At 44.4% G+C, this 17,188-nt stretch carries 22 protein-coding genes; 7 read left to right on the plus strand and 15 right to left on the minus strand.

Going from position 1 to position 17,188, the window contains the following annotated elements:
• Positions 1–14 precede the first annotated feature (14 nt).
• Positions 15–509, plus strand: coding sequence for a class 1 C-phycoerythrin subunit alpha (cpeA, locus tag SynMVIR181_RS02575; protein ID WP_186589875.1), 495 nt, complete (start codon positions 15–17; stop codon positions 507–509).
• A 60-nt stretch (positions 510–569) separates the two neighbouring features.
• Here the strand turns inward: cpeA and SynMVIR181_RS02580 are convergent, their stop codons facing one another.
• Positions 570–1,469 (minus strand): HEAT repeat domain-containing protein, encoded by a 900-nt coding sequence (locus tag SynMVIR181_RS02580; protein WP_186589876.1) that lies wholly within the window; start codon positions 1,467–1,469, stop codon positions 570–572.
• 64 nt (positions 1,470–1,533) lie between these two features.
• Here SynMVIR181_RS02580 and SynMVIR181_RS02585 point away from each other — a divergent pair, with 64 nt between their 5' ends.
• From SynMVIR181_RS02585 to SynMVIR181_RS02595, 3 genes are all read left to right on the plus strand, one after another.
• On the plus strand, positions 1,534–1,968 hold the full coding sequence (locus SynMVIR181_RS02585; RefSeq protein ID WP_186589877.1) for a DUF2656 family protein: 435 nt from the start codon (positions 1,534–1,536) through the stop codon (positions 1,966–1,968).
• Between the two features lie 445 nt (positions 1,969–2,413).
• Complete coding sequence (locus tag SynMVIR181_RS02590) at positions 2,414–3,739, plus strand: HEAT repeat domain-containing protein (RefSeq protein WP_186589878.1); 1,326 nt, start codon at positions 2,414–2,416, stop codon at positions 3,737–3,739.
• Between the two features lie 48 nt (positions 3,740–3,787).
• A complete protein-coding gene (locus SynMVIR181_RS02595; protein ID WP_186589879.1) occupies positions 3,788–4,426 on the plus strand; it encodes a HEAT repeat domain-containing protein in 639 nt (212 codons plus the stop codon).
• Positions 4,427–4,506: 80 nt separating this feature from the next.
• Here the strand turns inward: SynMVIR181_RS02595 and SynMVIR181_RS02600 are convergent, their stop codons facing one another.
• The 4 genes from SynMVIR181_RS02600 to SynMVIR181_RS02615 all read right to left on the minus strand — a co-directional run bounded on the left by SynMVIR181_RS02600 (position 4,507) and on the right by SynMVIR181_RS02615 (position 8,139).
• Positions 4,507–5,388 carry a phycobilisome rod-core linker polypeptide gene (locus SynMVIR181_RS02600; protein ID WP_186589880.1) on the minus strand — a complete coding sequence of 294 codons (882 nt, stop codon included), beginning with the start codon at positions 5,386–5,388 and terminating at the stop codon, positions 4,507–4,509.
• A 273-nt stretch (positions 5,389–5,661) separates the two neighbouring features.
• Positions 5,662–6,159: a class 2 C-phycoerythrin subunit alpha gene (mpeA, locus tag SynMVIR181_RS02605; protein WP_186589881.1), complete on the minus strand. Its 498-nt coding sequence runs from the start codon at positions 6,157–6,159 to the stop codon at positions 5,662–5,664.
• A 43-nt stretch (positions 6,160–6,202) separates the two neighbouring features.
• The gene (locus tag SynMVIR181_RS02610; protein ID WP_186589882.1) at positions 6,203–6,748 is read right to left on the minus strand and encodes a bleomycin hydrolase; all 546 of its coding nucleotides are present in this window, start codon (positions 6,746–6,748) and stop codon (positions 6,203–6,205) included.
• 194 nt (positions 6,749–6,942) lie between these two features.
• Positions 6,943–8,139: a HEAT repeat domain-containing protein gene (locus tag SynMVIR181_RS02615; protein ID WP_186589883.1), complete on the minus strand. Its 1,197-nt coding sequence runs from the start codon at positions 8,137–8,139 to the stop codon at positions 6,943–6,945.
• Positions 8,140–8,315: 176 nt separating this feature from the next.
• On the opposite strand from SynMVIR181_RS02615, the gene SynMVIR181_RS02620 reads away from it, so the two are divergent.
• From SynMVIR181_RS02620 to SynMVIR181_RS02630, 3 genes are read left to right on the plus strand one after another with little or no spacing between them, the layout of a single operon-like run.
• Positions 8,316–8,636 (plus strand): hypothetical protein, encoded by a 321-nt coding sequence (locus SynMVIR181_RS02620; protein WP_186589884.1) that lies wholly within the window; start codon positions 8,316–8,318, stop codon positions 8,634–8,636.
• Positions 8,630–8,938, plus strand: a complete 309-nt coding sequence (locus SynMVIR181_RS02625) for a Nif11-like leader peptide family natural product precursor (RefSeq protein ID WP_186589885.1) — start codon at positions 8,630–8,632, stop codon at positions 8,936–8,938. Before SynMVIR181_RS02620 ends, SynMVIR181_RS02625 begins: the two co-directional genes overlap by 7 nt.
• A 25-nt stretch (positions 8,939–8,963) precedes the next feature.
• Complete coding sequence (locus SynMVIR181_RS02630) at positions 8,964–9,197, plus strand: Nif11-like leader peptide family natural product precursor (protein WP_186589886.1); 234 nt, start codon at positions 8,964–8,966, stop codon at positions 9,195–9,197.
• A gap of 5 nt (positions 9,198–9,202) precedes the next feature.
• Here SynMVIR181_RS02630 and SynMVIR181_RS13200 read toward each other — a convergent pair whose 3' ends face one another.
• From SynMVIR181_RS13200 to SynMVIR181_RS02680, 10 genes are all read right to left on the minus strand, one after another.
• Complete coding sequence (locus SynMVIR181_RS13200) at positions 9,203–9,508, minus strand: CpeR family transcriptional regulator (RefSeq protein ID WP_186589887.1); 306 nt, start codon at positions 9,506–9,508, stop codon at positions 9,203–9,205.
• Positions 9,498–10,124, minus strand: coding sequence for a chromophore lyase CpcT/CpeT (locus SynMVIR181_RS02640; protein WP_186589888.1), 627 nt, complete (start codon positions 10,122–10,124; stop codon positions 9,498–9,500). The genes SynMVIR181_RS13200 and SynMVIR181_RS02640 overlap by 11 nt, the downstream gene beginning before the upstream one ends.
• 14 nt (positions 10,125–10,138) lie before the next feature.
• Entirely contained in the window at positions 10,139–10,678 is a 540-nt protein-coding gene (locus SynMVIR181_RS02645) for a phycobiliprotein lyase (RefSeq protein ID WP_186589889.1), read from the minus strand.
• Position 10,679: 1 nt separating this feature from the next.
• On the minus strand, positions 10,680–10,853 hold the full coding sequence (locus SynMVIR181_RS02650; RefSeq protein WP_186589890.1) for a hypothetical protein: 174 nt from the start codon (positions 10,851–10,853) through the stop codon (positions 10,680–10,682).
• Positions 10,854–10,949: 96 nt separating this feature from the next.
• Positions 10,950–11,684 (minus strand): phycobilisome rod-core linker polypeptide, encoded by a 735-nt coding sequence (locus tag SynMVIR181_RS02655; RefSeq protein WP_186589891.1) that lies wholly within the window; start codon positions 11,682–11,684, stop codon positions 10,950–10,952.
• Between the two features lie 77 nt (positions 11,685–11,761).
• Positions 11,762–13,408, minus strand: coding sequence for a phycobilisome rod-core linker polypeptide (locus SynMVIR181_RS02660; RefSeq protein ID WP_186589892.1), 1,647 nt, complete (start codon positions 13,406–13,408; stop codon positions 11,762–11,764).
• Between the two features lie 52 nt (positions 13,409–13,460).
• Positions 13,461–14,345, minus strand: a complete 885-nt coding sequence (locus tag SynMVIR181_RS02665) for a phycobilisome linker polypeptide (RefSeq protein ID WP_186589893.1) — start codon at positions 14,343–14,345, stop codon at positions 13,461–13,463.
• Between the two features lie 161 nt (positions 14,346–14,506).
• Positions 14,507–15,196, minus strand: a complete 690-nt coding sequence (locus tag SynMVIR181_RS02670) for a pentapeptide repeat-containing protein (protein WP_186589894.1) — start codon at positions 15,194–15,196, stop codon at positions 14,507–14,509.
• A gap of 4 nt (positions 15,197–15,200) precedes the next feature.
• Positions 15,201–15,962: a phycobilisome rod-core linker polypeptide gene (locus SynMVIR181_RS02675; protein ID WP_186589895.1), complete on the minus strand. Its 762-nt coding sequence runs from the start codon at positions 15,960–15,962 to the stop codon at positions 15,201–15,203.
• 250 nt (positions 15,963–16,212) lie between these two features.
• Positions 16,213–17,043, minus strand: a complete 831-nt coding sequence (locus tag SynMVIR181_RS02680; protein ID WP_186589896.1) for a phycobilisome rod-core linker polypeptide — start codon at positions 17,041–17,043, stop codon at positions 16,213–16,215.
• Between the last annotated feature and the right edge of the window lie 145 nt (positions 17,044–17,188).

A 17,188-nucleotide genomic window follows, 5' to 3' on the forward strand; every position in this document is an offset into this window, starting at 1 on the left:
TTTAGGAAACTCCAATGAAGTCCGTCGTGACAACAGTTGTGACTGCTGCTGATGCAGCTGGTCGCTTCCCTTCTCAAAACGATCTTGAAGCCGTTCAGGGCAATATTCAGCGTGCTGCTGCTCGTCTTGAAGCTGCAGAAAAGCTGGCCGCAGGCCTTGACGCTGTTACCCGTGAAGCAGGTGATGCTTGCTTTAGCAAGTACGCCTACCTCAAGCAGGCTGGTGAAGCTGGCGACAGCCAAGTGAAAGTCGACAAGTGCTACCGAGATCTCGGTCACTACATGCGCTTGATCAACTACTGCTTGGTTGTTGGTGGTACTGGTCCTTTGGACGAGTGGGGCATTGCCGGAGCTCGTGAGGTTTATCGTAGCCTTTCCCTCCCAACAGGACCTTACGTTGAGGCTCTGACTTATACCCGCGATCGTGCTTGCGCCCCTCGCGATATGAGTCCTCAGGCTCTTAATGAGTTCAAGAGCTATCTGGATTATGTGATTAACGCACTCTCCTGATCACCCAAAACCATTAAAATAAAAGCCCCATTAGGGGCTTTTTTTTATGATCAGTAATTCTCAGTCGTTGGGCTTAAGTTGATTTATTGTCAGTCGAAAAACAGCCTTGACTCCTGGATCTTCTTCGGAATTGATTAATTCTTTTATTTCTGGAATTGCCTCAGTAGCATTTAGTTTCATCAATGCTAGTGCCGCATTTTTTCTTACCTGCGGAATTGAGTCAGACAGTCGAGGCTTCAGTAGTGGTTCTGCCCAGCCTGCATCATGCAGTTTTCCGAGAAGTGTGCTCGCTTCAGCCCGTACATCCGCCACTTCATCATTTAGTGCCGCAATCAGTAGGTCTCTTGCACTTTCATCCTCCAAGGCCTGGATTTGATCGCCTAAGGCTGCGATTGCCGCTGTTCGAATTTCGGCATTGCTCGAGGTGGCTGCTTCCCGCAATCGTTCTGGGGCTCTGGCTCCAACAAACGAGAGTCCCCAGCTCGCCATGCCAAGTTGCATCTGCGTGCTGTTCGGGTTGGAAAGGACGCTTAGCAGTCCATCTAATGCTTCTTCACCAATAACTACCATTGCGCCGACTGCTGATCCTTGTACTACAGGATCTGAGTCTGTGAGCAATGCGTGTAGCAAGTCATCCAGTGCTGCTGTATCGCCAATCAGGGTGAGAGTTTTCGCTGCTGCACGCCTAACTGTGACGTTCTTGTGGCAACGAAGTGCATGGCAAAGGGCTGGTACGGCCGTTTTGCCAACTTGGCCAAGACTTTCTGCAAATGTCAGACGCATCAATCCGCGTTTATCTCCCAGACCCGCGACCATTTTCTGGATTTGTTCCGGATCAGCGTCGGGAAGATGTCCTGAATTCAGTTGATGGGATAGTTCCTTGGCAAGTTCAGATGCTTCTTCTTCGCTCAGCTGAATTTGATCTTGCTCTGTTGCATGGTTTGGCGGAGTGTCAGGCATCAGCAATCCCTTCTAAGGTCCTATGATAATCCTCGAACACATTAGTTCTTTGAGTTAAAGAATTTTGGCTATTTTTATTTTGTCTCATAATCTTCAAGTTCAAGATTCTAATGTCCCTGCTCTATCCCCAATAAAACTTGCCGAGGGCTTGTCGAAACATTGTTCTTCAATACAAGCGTCAGAACCATTAGACCATGGTCATTGGATGGTAAAAGTTGATTCTTCTGTCACTCCTAAGGAGTTAGCTGAAGAATTAACGAGTGGTTGGCTGGCAATGCGTGCAAGCTTTGGGCATCACAATAATCATGCTGTAATGGCATTGGGAGGTCGCAAAGATTCTGAGGGGACGGCCAATTCCCCTTTGCAAAAAGGTTTTTGGGGAGTTGATGTAGTTGAAACTTGCGATCCAGAAGGCTTTAAAAAGTTGATTAACTGGGAAGCTTTAAAAAATGCAAGACCTCAAGATGCTGTTTTTGAAGTTGTCCGTGGACCAAGATAAATATATATTACACTTTGCTTTTGCGTCGTGACTTCCTGGTTGTTTGTTTAGTTTCTTTGGCCGCACTTGCTTTCTTGGTGGCCATTGCTGATGTAGACTCTTTTCGTGTCTCAAGTAATATATTCCCGCCTAAACGTGTGACTGATGTAATCTTTTTCCCTAATTGATTCATGCATTGCATGTTTAAGCTTAGATGGTGGAGAGGAACCTGAATAGTTCTTTGTTCCATCTGGCGTGAACCAGGTGCAGTCCCAGTAGTGATACGAAAACAAGTGCTTGAAAAAGGACCCATCGTAATGACTTGCTCGTTTTGATGATAGTAACGGTGTAAATCACTATGGGCAAGGAAGCCAGGCTTCTACAGCTAATTCTTTACACAGAAAAACTCTCCTTTGCGCCGGTAGGCAAAGTACCTTGGTATTGAAAGATCTTTGCTGAAGCAATGATGGGCCGATTTGACAATATTCATCCCGAGCTGAGTTGTGAGCAGGCCAGAATCATTCTTGCTTCATCTCCTGACCAGCTGGATTCACAGAGCGATTTCTATATGGCTGCGGCACATTTGATTAATTGCCCGTGTAAGGAATCTCATCATTCTTTGATAAATTTTCTGAGTCTCCAGGGATCGGAGCAAGCTATCTCTATTGCCAAACGTAAAGCAGTTGAGGTCCTGGCTCGTTTGCAGGTTAGTGAGGCTGTGCCTGAGATTGGTAAATGTTTGTGGTCTGATGATGTTTATTTAGTTGAAAACTCTGTTTGGGCTTTACAGAAATTATGTTGCTCTAGTCCTGTTTTAATTGAAAAAATGATTGCTTTGATGAGCGATGATCGTCAAAGCACGCGTGTGTTGATTCAGGCTTTAACCCAGCTGAAGGTGACAGCAGCTTCAGCAAGTATTTTTCCTTTTCAGGAAGATCAGAGGCCTGGGGTGAAGGGAGCGGCTATTGCGGCTATCTCCGTACTTGAAGGCAGGCAAGACCGTATCTCTGAAGTTGGTGATCATCTTCTGCTTCCCAATCAAATGGATCGTCAGTGCGCGATTCAAGACCTTATCGACGCTGGTGCTTTTGGGATGATAAATCAGATCGTGAGATCACCTGTTTCACCTGTCTTTCGAATGCGTGCTCTACGTAGCCTGGTTTTTAACGCTGGCCCTGAAATTGATTTCTTAGGTCAAGCAGACATGATTCTCTTGGATAATCCGACGTCCCTTCACCTAGTTCATAAGTATGATGACTTCCCGTGTATCGAATTTTTGGTTGGAGAGCTTTTTAGCACCGATTTTAGTCGTTGTTATTTAGCTTTAACCTCATTAGTGGATTGTAATTCGACGGAGTTGTGGGCTGTCTTAGAAGAGGTCTGGAGAGATCGAGCTTGGAATGATTATGGGGCTCATTACTTTATAATTCGTTTATTGGGTCTTCGCTTTGACTGGCCTGATTTTGCTTTGCAAGTAATAAAGTCTCTGCTCGATGAGACAGTTTCAAACTTACGTCCTCAGTTTCAAAAGTCGAGAGCTGCTGCTATTGTTTCGATGTCAGGTTTGTTCCCGAAAAAATTTTTAGCGTCTGCCAATGACTTAATACGGCCGGTTGAAACTCCCGTTTGGGAATGTCGGTATGTCACTTGGCTTGCACTTGAAAGGTTGTTTTCAGCTGGAAATGAGCTATCTATGTCTTGGCTTGATTTCCCATTATCTGAACTAAATGAAACTGATGAATTCGTGCGCCTTAGAGCACAGAAGTTTCAGCTGTGCTCTAAGGCAGGATGATTGCTTATCTTCTTACTGTATGATGCAATAAGTACATCATTGAGTTAAATGAGCCCTGATCATCCTGCTTCTCTTGAGAAGCTGTTCGAAGATCTTGCTCATCCCAATCCCAATATTCAGAGAGAAGCCTATTGGGAAATGGCTGAACAGTATCCCGATCAAGCAATGCCAGGCCTCTTGTCGATGATTCACGATGAGGATCCAGTTAAGTATCGCACTGCAGTCAAAGCATTAGGTGCATTCGGTGAGCGCTCTTTTCAGCCTTTGATTGAACTTTACTATCGATCACCAAGTGGTACTGTTCGCGCTTGTTGTGTTAAAGCTTTAGTTCAAATAGCTGCAAACTTTCCCGAGACAGAATTTCCTGACAATGTAATTGAAGTATTGTCTAAGGCCGTTGATGATTCTTCTCAGGTTGTTGCTCAGTCAGCTCTTATGACATTGGGGTTTGTTGCGAAAGCGACTGAAGGTGGGCAAAGGGCAATTCCTGTTCTTGTTAATGCTTGTCAGGGCGAAAATATTGCTCACGTTCAATCTGCAGTGATGGCTTTGGCGGAGGTTGATTCTCCAATTGCTCAAAAGTGTCTTCATGATCTATCTAAATCTGAATCAATTGACCCTCTTGTTAGCGAAATTGTCAAAGCGAGTTTGGATCGCTTTGGCAATTTACAGGCAAATAAGTTTTAATAGGTTGAAGTGTTTCCAATGTACAAAAAATGCACCTCCAGTGATTTTGGAGGTGCATCTCAATTGAATTTAATTAACTCTTAGAAATAGAATCCAAATGGACGGAATGGTACATATTCGCTTGTTGCTGGAGGATTATGACCTGTGTACTGTTGCTGAGGTAGTTTGACAGGGATTCTTGTTACAGATACATAAGAGAAAGGCTGAGGCTTTGTGCTTTCTCTCAATGCATTTGCCAAAGTATTGACGGTTTTGCTTTGACGGCCCTGTGCATTATCGCTAATCGCTACTTTCATGCCTCCTAGATCCCTCATTAGATTGTAGGAGCGAGTAAACATTCCGGCGTAGGAATCTTGAGTTCGCTCGTAAGGAACGATATCACTACCAAATACTTCGGTGTATTCGGCAGAATTTGTCAGAGAATCAACCAGAGCATCGAAGCCATTCTCTGCTTGCAGCTTGATGTGATTTTGAATTTCTGCTTGGCTTAGAGGTGCTCTACCAAGAAGATGCTTGAAATTCAGTTCGATGCCTCGCTGGGCTCCCACTGAGTGGAAGAAATTGTCTTTGTAGAAGGTTGACTTTGCCAAGCCGTTCACAAAATCACGGACATTGATTTCTCCGTTAAGGAGCCTTGCTTCTAGTGATGTCTCTTGCTGGCTCTCTGTAGGTGGCATGTTTCCCAGGACCTGGCGATATGCAGCCTTGATGACACGCATGATTGCCTCTGTATCCCCTGGGCTGTATTGATCAGCTACTACTCCGTATGGACATTCTGAATGGAGTCTTGGGCCTATGCCGATTCCTGAGGTAGCGCAGTGTTGCCTCTTGTATTCGGCTCTTGCGCCTGAAGGGGAATATGGGACTGTGCTTTTGCCAGCTTTGTTGGATGTGGAGAATGAGGCTGGACCAGTTCTGGTTGCCGAGGTCAAGGATTTTAGGCTTGTTTCTGCTCCGAGCATGATGAAGATGGGGTGGTGGTGGTTTGAATGCGCCTCTACATCTCAGGGCAGGAAATCAATTATGCCGTGAAATTGTATGGCGTAATAATGCTCAATTAGATCTCTTCGATGAGTTGTTTTGTCTTCTGAAAGAACAACGCCAAAGTGAGATTTTCCTTATTTGCTATTTCTTAGACAGACTTTGCTTTTGCCAAAGTAAATTCCTGAAAAAAAAGGGTGGGCATTGCCCACCCTTTGCTCCAAGCGGAATTAATTAATACCTAGAGGTATTAATCAGCCCAGTGAGTTGATCACGTAGTCAAGCAAGTTGTTGTACGCAGTCAGAGCTTGAGCACTCATGTCACGAGGAGCGCAGCCATCGTTACGCATGTTTACGAAACCAGCTACATAGGTGCCAGCATCGATGCTGAGAGCTTTGTAAACTTCCTTTTGGCCGTTGATGGCGAGTTCGTCAAGAGGACCAGTGCCGCCTGTGACCAAGCTGTAGTTGATCAGACGCAGGTAGTGCACGAAGTCACGCTTGCACTTCTCTTTGCCTTCAGTTGCGCATTGGCGTGGCTGGCGGCCAGTAGCACCGTTGGGGTACTGAGCGTAGACGGCGTCAACAGCGCGCTGGGCGATGCCGTCGTAGTTAGCAGCAAGCTTTTCAGCCGCTTCCAAGCGAGCAGCTGCGCGTTGGATAGAACCCTGAACGGACTCCAGATCAGAGGCAGAAGGGAAGCGTGATGCGCTGTCGGCGGAGCCGACAACTGTTGTGATTACGGACTTCATGAGTTGTAAGTTTGAGGTGAGTGAGTATTAATTGAGATCAGGTTCAGCTGATTGCGCTGATCACTGCATCGAAGTAGCTACCAGCTTCGCCTGACAGACTGGAACAATCACCTGCGGTGACAGCCATCTTGCGCTTAGGACCAGTCGTGTCGTTTGTGTTGGTGATGTGCGCACAAGCGGAAGCCTTCATGATGGCTACCGCGCGAGCAGCAGATCCGGTGGGCACGCCAAGTGCGGCATAGGTTTCACGGAGTCCGTTCAGGCAGCGATCCTGCAGGACGGAAGCGTCGCCTGCCAGAAGCGCGTAGCTCACATAACGGAGAACGATTTCGCCGTCACGGAGGCAAGCAGCCATTTTGCGGTTGGTGTAAACACCACCATTAGGTGCGGTTAAGCCTGTGTTCTCACAGCAAATACCTGCTACAGCATCAGAAACGACACAGCTGGCGTTAGAAGTGATGGCGTTAACAGCGTCAAGGCGCTTGTTTCCGTCAGCAATGAATGACTTGAGAGAAGCAAGTTCGCCTCCGCCAATGAAGGCGCCGCTTGAATCGGCCGAGACGGCCTTCCTGGAGAATGCGTCGAGCATGAGGAGTTGGGAAGAGTTTTTTTTGGGGGATGCGTATCCGCCAAAATGACATTACTTCTCTTTTCTGCTCGCTCCTGTTCAGGACGATGTCAAGACAGAAAAGTTTGCAATCACCAATCCGAAGAAAATATAAAGCAGCGTGCGTTGGCCGTCAAACTCTTTCGTAGAGGGCTTTTTGGGTGATTCATGAATCATCATGAATACTTCTTAAGCACTTGTGAGCAGCTCCATTTCAGTGGAACCCACTTTGAGCTCGTGCTGATCTCCTTGAGTAGGCCTAGCTGGTCGCTTAGATCTAGTTTTAGGCATGCCCACGCCGCGGCAACTCTAGATTTTGCATATTGAGGGAGTATTTCTGCCAGTGATGTTCTGACCAACTCCTCTCTTTCATGGATGGATCCCAGGCCAACCAACGATGTCAGCAAATAGTTAGCCCCGTAATCACTCCATAGCCGTGAGTGAATACCATCAATTATTTCGATTTGTTGCGGCTTAGGCATGTTGAGGAGGCTAAGTGCTGCTCCATATTGTTTCCCTTCGTCCCGGTGTTGGAGGTTTTTCTCAATCTCTATTGGGTCTTGGTTGCTCAACCACTCTTCGCGTATGGAGAGGCTTCTCGGGTCATCTTGCAGAAGTGTCGTAATGCTTTGGATGTGTTCTTCGGGTACTTGCGCTTTTTTACTTGGATCAACCAGCTGAAAAGCACTCTTTGCTCGTAATGGCATCGATACAGCACTTTTGATCAGGTAGTCCAGCATCGTGATATCACCAGCATCACCTAGGTCAATCACAGCAGAACGCCGACGGCCTGCTTGAAGATCTTGGAGTTGAGGAATCAGCGGCTTCAGTTGGTCTAGGTCTCCCTCGACTCGAGCGCAAAAAGCCCTCGCGGCTCCTGAAATCAAAGGGTTTTCATCATGGATGAGGGTTTGAATGAATGATGTACCACTCTTAAGGCCTAGTCTTGTATGAGCCTGAATGACTGATCGTTTTTGCGGATCACTTCCTTTTAATGCTTCTAGAAGTGAATCACATTGACTTTCAGTGAGGGGAGCAGATATTTGTGTAATTGAATCAGCGGCGTTGATGACTGATGGCTCATCATCAAATTTTAGGGCTTTAAACAGGCAACCCAAAGCTTGTACGTCCTTTCTTCGTCCTAAGGCTTCTATTGCTTTCCTCCTAGTGATTCTGTTGAAGAGGTCTTCTGGATCAAGATCAACTGCACTGATGAGTCCCTGCAATGACTCTTCGCTTGTGCATGCTGCGAGCCGTGTTGCGGCCATATACTTATCTACAGGATTAGACAGATCTTTTGGATCCGACAATAGAATCTTTAGAGATGACTCTTCTGACATTCCCTCGAATAAGATATCGAATCGCTCTGCCATAATTCTTTTGATTCGTTGTGATTTTATTCAAGCTTCCTAAATCTACCACTTTGTATTGGTATGACATCACCTGAGTCGTTCCCTTTTGCTTCTTTGTTCTTCATCGATCTACTTGAGTAATCGCATATTGCATCCGTCCTATTGGTATAGTATTGAAATCGACGGTTGGATTTAGGATGTCAACGACTATTGAAGCAGAAAAAGCATTGCCTCGCTTCGTACAGTTGATTGCTCAAGATAGTGATCTTCAGGACAGGTTTAATACTGTTGATGATGTCAACTCACTCCAGATTTTGATTCAGTCAGTAGAACCATTGTTGACTGGTGCTGCTTTGATTCCATTAGAGCAAGCCACTCGACCGCCTAAAATTTTGGTCGATTCTGGCCATACCAGTCAAAATATCCCTTGGCGTCTTCTTCGTTGCACTGGTGGTCCGTTAGTTCTTCAGCTCATTTGTCTAAAATCAAATTTTGCTATTTGGATTGAATCTTGTTAAGTTCAACTTCTTCTTCCATTATTGAAAATTTTATTCGCTCTGTTGTTCAGAGTCATGAGATTGCAACTGGCCTGAAAAAGCTTACATCGCATGAACAAATTATTGACTATGCCTACTCGAAGGGATTCTCTTTTACAAAAGACGATTGGGATGAATTTGTTCTTTTAGATTCTGAGTCTTTAAAATCCCAGTCAAAGCAATCAGCTCATCTGCATGATACGACCCATTGGAGTTGGGCTTTTCGTCAAGTTTCAACCTGGAGAGCTATGCTGATGGAAGGAGCCGATCAAGGTTCTTCTTAACAATCTATAACTGCAATTCAAATCCATGAGTGCGCCCCTCTCTGATTCCCAGAAGGATCAAATTCTTAACGATTTTATTCAGCTTGCTCAGAACGATAGTCAGTTAAAAGAGGAGATCAAGTCATCTCGTAATCAAGATGAACTGATCGCAATTGCAGAGCAAAGGGGCTATCACTTTGATTCATTGACTTTGCTTCGTAAATGGAGTGAGCATACTGATTTTTCTCAGCCAACATGGATGGGATGGTTTTCCGATTAATGTTATTACGAATTTATTTCTGAATATCTTGTTTGTTTAGATCCTTTCTTTGCCCAATAAGTTACTAGCTCTTCGCCACCTGGTCTTGGTACTGAAGCGATTGCTCTTAAGATCTTAAAAGAGCGATTTGGACCCATTGGCCAATTCCCAACAGCCTTTACTGATCTCACCCTTCCCCCTAATGAATCCATAATAGTTTCAAATTTTTCTAGTTGTGTTTGATCCACAGTCTCGAATATAAAGTCGCTTCCCTCACAAATCAGATGTTGGGATCGAATCCAAGATTTTATTTGGGATTTACTATCTTTCATGACTTAGTTTTTTATCCATCCAGTCATTGGTAATCATTTCTCCAATATCTTCTATCTTCTTAAAAACTAATTGTCCGTGCTCAGATCCCCAGATCTGTCTATTTGTATTTGGATCGTATCCACGATCTCTGCTTATCCAGCTTTCTTGAGTGACTTCAACTTCGCTTACTAAATATGTGAGTTGTCCATCCCTTGGAATCATGCACTTTTTTCCTGGTTCTACTGAACCTATATATTTCCTGTCTGCTTTTGTTTTGAAATGCATTCCACACCCACATCTTGCTTTTAATTTTTCTTTTTTCAAGGAGTCAAGAAGTTCAGGATTTCTACCAGCACCTGCCAAGCGTATTTGATCTGCATATCCAAAATTTTCCATGATGAAGGTATCTGAGTGTTCATTATGAGCAATTAATCTGTGCACTCCCTGTCTATACGGTGACCATGGTGCATAGTCGTAGTGTTGTTCAGAATAAAACCCTGGGCCATTAAATATTGCCCATGGTAGTGGTCTGAAGATGATATTGATGCGAGCAAAATCTTTTGGATTTTCTTGAGATTGCTCGAAGTTGTCGTATATTCCTGCAATGGTTTTAGCAAACTTTAATATGGGATCCATGGATTTACCTTTGGTTATGATTTAGTCAGTCGTCGTACTTCTGAGGAGAATGATGTTTGTAGTATTCCAGAGCCCTCAGATGTCTTAAGCACAGAGGAGCGGCAGCGAACATTTTCGCTTATAAACCAAATTCTTTCTTCAGCAATTGATTGATCATATTTTGTCTTTAAAACAAAAGTTCCATCATCTAGAAAGTTGTATTCTGATCTCGCTGCGATAGATTCTGCGTAACCAATACTTCTTAGCAGTACTCCAGATTTTTCATTGGTTGGTATTGGTACGATAATACACTCACCATTCGCAACATCATTAGGATCATCAGGCTCCCAGTCACTTTCAGCGGCCCATTTCATCAAAAAGGGTGACTTAATGTCGGATACTCTTAAGTCACCTTCTTGTTTTAGTATTGCTTGCAAATCAGTATTTGTTTCGCTTATTTTTTTTACTGATATTTCGCTTAGGACGTCTTCGAATTGCTGAAAGGCTAGAGAATGGGCTGAGCGCATTGACCTCCATTCACCTTCAGTCTGAGCAACAAACTGCTCTATATCCATTTCAGTTAGCGAATGTATTTGATTGTTCTTGCTGAAGAGGTGGTCTTGTATTCTGCATCATATTGACAACTGAGTCAATCATCATTGACATTGCCATAGGGTTTTTATCTACTGATCTTTCAAATGCCGTTTGATCTTGATTTGTTTTTTGGGAATTTGGGCGAATGATTGGCATGGTTTTAGATTATTTGGGTTGGTTATGTTTTAAGTAATTCCTATGCTTTCAATTATGGCCCAGCGCCGAAGGGGCTAGGCCGTAAAACGAGGACTTTTAAGCCTTTGTAATACTAAGGATTTTTCCGCCTTGGGCGAGAATGCTTTTTATTGTTGACGACATCGATGTTTGGCTCACCACTGACTTTTGTGCGACACGGCGATTGGCCCCAATTTGCCTTCGTGAACTCCAGCTTATGGTTAAGGACCCTCCATTACCAACTCCTTTCCTCCCAGTGATATCTGGAGTTTTTCCAGTTGTTATGCTTTGCAGAAGTGTAGATCCTTTCATTGCACCGTCGTATCCTGCATATCCAACTTCGAAGGCATTCGTTCTGGTGTAGTTGATCGTGCTCCCACCTCGCATTGTGCTTGATCCACGATTGTAAGGTACCTGATCAATTCCAAAAGAAGTTAAATACTCTTCGCTATAGGTGTAGCTTGCGATTTCGCTCTCGAAGCCTTCATCTTTCATGAGTTTTACATGCTTTTGGATTTCAGCTTGCCCATGAGGTGCTCTTCCAAGCAGATGCTTGAAATTCAGTTCAACAAATTTATAAGGGTTATTTGTCTCAAGAAAAAGTTTTTTGTAGGTTTCTGATTGTGCTAGAGCTGTTACAAATCCCTGGACCGTGAGGTCACCATTGTTGAACAGCGCTTCTAAGGACTTATTGATATCCAACTCCATGAGATGTCGATTGCCAAAAACTTGCCTATATATTCTCTTGATCACCTCATTTGAGTGCTCAAGATCAATATTCGCTTTAGTGGCAAGAGTGAGTGGCTGTGACATTGTTTTTTATGGGGTTGGATAATGTTAAGGGGAGCCTCCCAATTGGAAGGCTCCCCTTATTGAATATTAATTACTGCTTACATTACTTCTGTAATTGAAAGGATCTTCCCGCCACGTGAATGGATGTACTTCATTTGGCTGGACATGTCCTTTCCAGAAACTAAATAAGTGCTTCCAGCTGTGCGTTGTCTGCTGCGTGCAGCTTGTGCCGAAACAACGATTCTGAATCTCTTCTTGGTTGGATCTGCTGCACCTGATTGTGTACCAGTGCGGTTGATGCGAGTTGTCGTTGAACTCCATCCTCCTGGCACTGTTCCTGTAGCAACAGAGGTGACGAGTGAAGATCCTGTTTGAACCGTGTCACTTGCTGCATACCCTTCAGCTAATTTCAGGTGACGATTAAAGGCAACCTGAGACCGACCATTCTCAGAAAGAATACGTGCGAACGGTACGGTGTCTTCGCCGAATGTTGTTTGATACTCAACGCTATCGACATAGCTACAAATTTCAGCTTCATACCCACTTTCAGCGAGTATTTTTGTGTGCTCGCTGATCTCAGCTTGTGAACTTGGAGCCCTTCCTAGGAAGTGCTTGAAGTTTAATTCGATAAAGCGATAAGGGGCATTTGTTTCAAAGAAACGACGCTTGTATTCGGCTGAAAGTCCTAATGCCCGGACAAATTCACGAGTACTCAGATAGCCATCCACGTACTTGCTTTCAGCTGAGATTGCCCTTTCAAATTCCATCAGGTGTGGATTGCCCATGACCTGCTTGTATGTGGATCTAATCAACGCATTAAGTTGATCATTTGAGTCGCCCGGGCAACGCTGGAATGTTTCTTGTTCCCGTTGTCCAAGTCCAAAGAATACGTAGCTGTCACCACGCATTGGTGCTCCATCATTTCCGCTTGTGACACCCGGTGCTCTGCTTGCAAAACGACCTGCTGCGTAGCTTGGAGTTGGTCTTACTCCGATCGATTCAGATGGCACATTGATTTTTGGTGCCCTTCCACTTGCATAATTACTGATGAGGTTGCTCGCTCCACCCCTGGCACTATCACTACCAGCAAAGCTTTTTTGAATCGCTGCGAGTAGTGGGAAGGCGGAGGTTGCTAAATCAGCTGGGGAAGACCACGCTCTCGCATAGGGAACGATGTCACTGCCAAATACTTCAAGATATTCGGCAGAATCAACAATGCTGTCGATTACGGCTGCTTGACCATGTTCTGCCTGAAGAGAGATCTTCGCTGAAATCTCTGCTTGTGAATGAGGTGCTCGTCCAAGCAGGTGTTTGATGTTTAAATCAATGCCTCTTTGTGGTCCAACAGCTGTGAAAAATCTTTGCTTGTAGAAACTAGACTTTGCTAGTCCACGAACAAAGTCACGAACCGTTAGTTCTCCATTGCGCAGTTGTGCTTCGAGTTCTTTACAACGCTCAAAGTCCATAACATGAGCATTGCCAAATATTTGACGATATGCAGCCACAATAACATCTTCAAGGGAAGAGTTATCATCAGGGCTATAGCATTCCGCAGTGACTCTATGCGGGCAATCTGCATGGGTTCTTGGCCCTACGCCAATAGCCATCTGATCACATGAATTCTTGAGGAATTCACCTGTTGTTAGTGCTGCTTTTTGGTTTGAGATGCCCTTTCTTTGAAAGGAAACTGGCTTATTCCACTTGCTTTCTGCGCCGAATCCTGAAGATGCTTGGTTAGTGTCCATGGTGAATTTGTGTAATTGTTGAAGTTGGTAGCTGATTGAATTGCTTTAGGGATTATGTAACTGGTGTAATACTGGAAATTTTCCCCCCTTCTCTATGTATTCTTATAAATTGCTCCGAAAGCTTGTCGAATGGGATGTAATACACACGGTTTGATTTCGTATACCGGGATATCCGGCGTACGTTATTGGCTCTGTATCCTGTCACTTCAACGCGATAAGTCGTGCCCTCTTGCCCTGCTCCCACTCCTAGGCGGGTTGGAGCATCTTGAAGATTTTTCGCCCTCCTAAAGCTCCAGCCTGTTGCTTCTTTGGATGATGGTGGGACAACTGCGAGCGGAGTGTTTTGGTAGACAGCCCCTCCTAGTTTTGCTGTGATTCCTGAGAGGTCGCCTTTCAGGCTGCTACTGCTGTTGCCACGAAGCAGTTGAAAACTCCAGGTGAATTCTTGAAGGGTCTTGCAGCTCTCTGTCTTCCAGCCACGTTGATAGGGCACAACCCACTCCCCATATGTATTTTGATAGTCGTCAGAATCTAGGAAGCTATCGATATCAGCGTCATACCCCTTGCTGTCGAGACGTTCAGCATGCGCTCGCATTTCCTCAAAATCGACAGGAGCACGCCCCAAGAGATGTCTGAAGGCAAGTTCGATATAGCGATAGCGCGGGCAGGATTCGAAAAATCGACTGCGATACAGATCGCTCTTGGCGATTCGACGGATTAATTCTCGAACGCTGATTTCGCCAAGTTTGAATTGGGATTCTGCGATCAATTGTCGCTCGCTCTCCATGACGTACGCATTGCCAAGGACTTGCTTGTAGATAGCGCGTATCAAGGCTTCCTTTTGGACGTCGTCGTCGCCTGGAAGCAGTTCGAGCGGTGCTTCACTCTCTGCTGAGAAACGCTCGACCCCTAGTAGCGAGGCAGGACCAAAGGGCATGAATGCTCTCTCGTTTATCTCCGATCAATCTCTTGCAAATTCCCTGCGAGTGGACATCTTCTTTATAAAGCTCAATCAAATGTTCAGTTTTGTTGCGTGACACGGCAAAATGATCCCTCGCGGCGACGAGCGCCTTCGTTTAATTGTGTAGTCTTGTTAACCTATTTCTGTACCAGTAGTGATTCGAGGCTTGCTCGTGTAGTGCTCCGGGTCAATGGATTCCAATGATCCAATTCATCAGAAGGCCTCTCTAGCAAGTGCTTGAGTTGGTTAGCCATTCCTTTACACATCGAGAAATCGCTGCCTTTGATTGATTCGAGTGCTTCAAGATTCGCCTCTGTTAGATCAGCACCACGTAGGTCGGCCATGTTGATTTCGCTTGTGCCAAACCGAGTCCCCCTACACATGGCCCCTCTCAAAATAGAATTTCGAAGATCGGCTCCTGCTAATGAAACATTATCTAATATGGCGCCGCTAAGATCTGCACCGCTCAGATAAGCTCCCATTAATGAACCTGTTCTTAGATCGATTCCTCTTAAATCAGCATTGTTTAAAAATGCACCGTTGAGTTTAGCTCCTGGGCCGATTGCTCCACTAGTACGAATGTCAAAATCTTCTGGTAGTTGTGTTTTATTATCGTATTTTGCCAGCCTCATGTCAATGTTTTGCATGCGGCAGTATTTAAGATTTGTTCCCCTTAAATCCGTGCGACATAGATTTGCATCTCTTAAATCAAGATCCTGAAGATCTTTGTTTCTCCAGTCTGCGCCTCTAGCATCTATTGGGTACCCAGCAATTTGCTCCGGAGAGGTCTTTTCTGGTGGTGCCCAAGTACTTATGTTTAAATTCATGCTCTTAATTTCGTACCATTGATACACCAATTGTAAGTATTACCCTTGCAAGCTCAAACCCTCCAATTGCAAATAGAACCAGCCAAGACTTGATAAGCCATGTTGGTGGCTTGCGAACGATTGATTTCATCTCGCTATTCATATCACCACCAGTTGTAAATGTTTTATTGACGAATTCTCTTTCGATAAGTGCATTCCTCCAGTCTTCTCCATAACGAGGAAATTTTTGATAAATTGGCATGTCTCCAGTTGATCTTCCTGGTATCAACCTGCCACGCTGCGCTGGCGCCCCGTCATATCCAAAATTCATCATATATTCATCACTCTCTAGTATTTGATCGACAAAGTTTGTAAAACCTCTCTCTGCAATCACAATTGACCAGGCCAATCTTTCGCCCTCGCCACTTACTGAACGACCAAGCACTCGTCCCACAACTTGATCAACCATTCTGTAATTAGAGCTACATTGGTAATATCCTTGTTGGAATCTTTCTGATAAGAGCAGACCTCTTACAAAATCTCGCATTGTTATATATCCACTTCTTAATTGCGACTCGAGATAGATTTCTCTATCGCAACTCATTGCATGGAAGAAAATTTGCTTGTATGTCTGTTCGATCAAGCTGTCCATATCTCTACGTGTTGATATCGAGGAGGCTGATATTTCCCCTGTTGCTTGATATTTTATAGAATCGGTGTTTCCAGCAAGATTGTCGACGCGACTGTTCTGGCTCTTCTGCGAATAGGTGAGAACAGGAATAGTCATACAGTTTCTTGTTTCTGCTAGGTAGAATTGCCCAATCTTAGGGGTCTGCGCCGTTATCTTTGTTTTTTGTTTCCAAAACTTAAGATGCCAAATGTGTCTTTGCGAGGTCATATATTATCACTTTGTACAATAGTAAAAAAAGATAGGCCTCAAGGGCATTAGTGATTCTCCCTTGAAGCCTCTTTTTTTCTTGAATTTTACAGGATTAATATATTCTCTTTGACCGCCTTTTGCTGTCTTTTTGGATTAATTATCGTTTTGTTGTTTGTGGCATATACATTCTTCGGAAGGCTCCTGAGGATGGGTCTCTTACTGCCTTTGAATAACTAAATCCTGAGACATCAAAATTACCTGATGATGTACTTAGTTCTCTTGCTTTGGCTAAAGCCATGACGAGTTGGCTTCTGCCGCCCACGATTTTGTCAGAACTTGCGTTCCCTGTGCTTACTGAGCACATATTGACAAATGTGGAGCAGTAAAATCCTGCTTCTGATTTCCAGGCTCGATCATAAGGAACTGTGTCTGTTCCAAATACTTCAAGATATTCACCGGATGAGGTGAGCTTATTGATAAATACATCATATCCCTGGTCTGCAATTAGCCTAATAGAGCTACCTATTTCACTTTGATTAATTGGTGGCCTGCCTAGTAAATGTTTGAAGTTATGCTCTACTCCTCTGATTGGTGATACTTTATGGTAGTAGTTTTGCTTGTAAAATTCAGACTTGGCGAGTCCTGTTACAAATTCTTTGACTGTAATTCTTCCGTCTCTAAGTGCGGACTCATGTTCCTTGCAACGTTGACTATCCGTTGGTTTTGCATTGCCAAATACCTGCTTATACGCACTGCTAATTGCAGTTTCTAATGCATTGTTTCCCGTGCTTGCATATTCTTCTGCTGTTACTCCGAAGGGACATTCTCCATGATGTCTTGGCCCAATGCCAATCCCCATTGATTTGCATTGATTCTCTTTAAATTTTTCTACTGTTAGCGCAACAGTTTCTTTTGACTTCTTGTTCGTTGCTGTAAAGGACGTTCGAGCATTATTCGTGAAATCACGTGTTGGCTTGATGGCGACCATAGCTCTTCAGAGTTTATCTTGATTTCCGTGACTCTAGTTCTGTTTTCCAGTCTTTCACCAATTTCCCTCTTTCCGCAACAAAAATTTTAGTCTTACCTGCTTCTGCCTAGAACCGTCTTATAGCGAACGAGACTACACTCTCTTA

This window comes from Synechococcus sp. MVIR-18-1 (assembly GCF_014279835.1).
Classification (GTDB): domain Bacteria; phylum Cyanobacteriota; class Cyanobacteriia; order PCC-6307; family Cyanobiaceae; genus Synechococcus_C.

Excerpts from the sequence above, each read along its gene's own strand:
- cpeA (WP_186589875.1), top strand. The coding sequence starts at position 15 with ATGAAGTCCGTCGTGACAACAGTTGTGACTGCTGCTGATGCAGCTGGT.
- SynMVIR181_RS02580 (WP_186589876.1), bottom strand. The coding sequence starts at position 1,469 with ATGCCTGACACTCCGCCAAACCATGCAACAGAGCAAGATCAAATTCAG.
- SynMVIR181_RS02590 (WP_186589878.1), top strand. The coding sequence starts at position 2,414 with ATGGGCCGATTTGACAATATTCATCCCGAGCTGAGTTGTGAGCAGGCC.
- SynMVIR181_RS02595 (WP_186589879.1), top strand. The coding sequence starts at position 3,788 with ATGAGCCCTGATCATCCTGCTTCTCTTGAGAAGCTGTTCGAAGATCTT.
- SynMVIR181_RS02600 (WP_186589880.1), bottom strand. The coding sequence starts at position 5,388 with ATGCTCGGAGCAGAAACAAGCCTAAAATCCTTGACCTCGGCAACCAGA.
- mpeA (WP_186589881.1), bottom strand. The coding sequence starts at position 6,159 with ATGAAGTCCGTAATCACAACAGTTGTCGGCTCCGCCGACAGCGCATCA.
- SynMVIR181_RS02610 (WP_186589882.1), bottom strand. The coding sequence starts at position 6,748 with ATGCTCGACGCATTCTCCAGGAAGGCCGTCTCGGCCGATTCAAGCGGC.
- SynMVIR181_RS02615 (WP_186589883.1), bottom strand. The coding sequence starts at position 8,139 with ATGGCAGAGCGATTCGATATCTTATTCGAGGGAATGTCAGAAGAGTCA.
- SynMVIR181_RS02620 (WP_186589884.1), top strand. The coding sequence starts at position 8,316 with ATGTCAACGACTATTGAAGCAGAAAAAGCATTGCCTCGCTTCGTACAG.
- SynMVIR181_RS02630 (WP_186589886.1), top strand. The coding sequence starts at position 8,964 with ATGAGTGCGCCCCTCTCTGATTCCCAGAAGGATCAAATTCTTAACGAT.
- SynMVIR181_RS13200 (WP_186589887.1), bottom strand. The coding sequence starts at position 9,508 with ATGAAAGATAGTAAATCCCAAATAAAATCTTGGATTCGATCCCAACAT.
- SynMVIR181_RS02640 (WP_186589888.1), bottom strand. The coding sequence starts at position 10,124 with ATGGATCCCATATTAAAGTTTGCTAAAACCATTGCAGGAATATACGAC.
- SynMVIR181_RS02645 (WP_186589889.1), bottom strand. The coding sequence starts at position 10,678 with ATGGATATAGAGCAGTTTGTTGCTCAGACTGAAGGTGAATGGAGGTCA.
- SynMVIR181_RS02650 (WP_186589890.1), bottom strand. The coding sequence starts at position 10,853 with ATGCCAATCATTCGCCCAAATTCCCAAAAAACAAATCAAGATCAAACG.
- SynMVIR181_RS02655 (WP_186589891.1), bottom strand. The coding sequence starts at position 11,684 with ATGTCACAGCCACTCACTCTTGCCACTAAAGCGAATATTGATCTTGAG.
- SynMVIR181_RS02660 (WP_186589892.1), bottom strand. The coding sequence starts at position 13,408 with ATGGACACTAACCAAGCATCTTCAGGATTCGGCGCAGAAAGCAAGTGG.
- SynMVIR181_RS02665 (WP_186589893.1), bottom strand. The coding sequence starts at position 14,345 with ATGCCCTTTGGTCCTGCCTCGCTACTAGGGGTCGAGCGTTTCTCAGCA.
- SynMVIR181_RS02670 (WP_186589894.1), bottom strand. The coding sequence starts at position 15,196 with ATGAATTTAAACATAAGTACTTGGGCACCACCAGAAAAGACCTCTCCG.
- SynMVIR181_RS02675 (WP_186589895.1), bottom strand. The coding sequence starts at position 15,962 with ATGACTATTCCTGTTCTCACCTATTCGCAGAAGAGCCAGAACAGTCGC.
- SynMVIR181_RS02680 (WP_186589896.1), bottom strand. The coding sequence starts at position 17,043 with ATGGTCGCCATCAAGCCAACACGTGATTTCACGAATAATGCTCGAACG.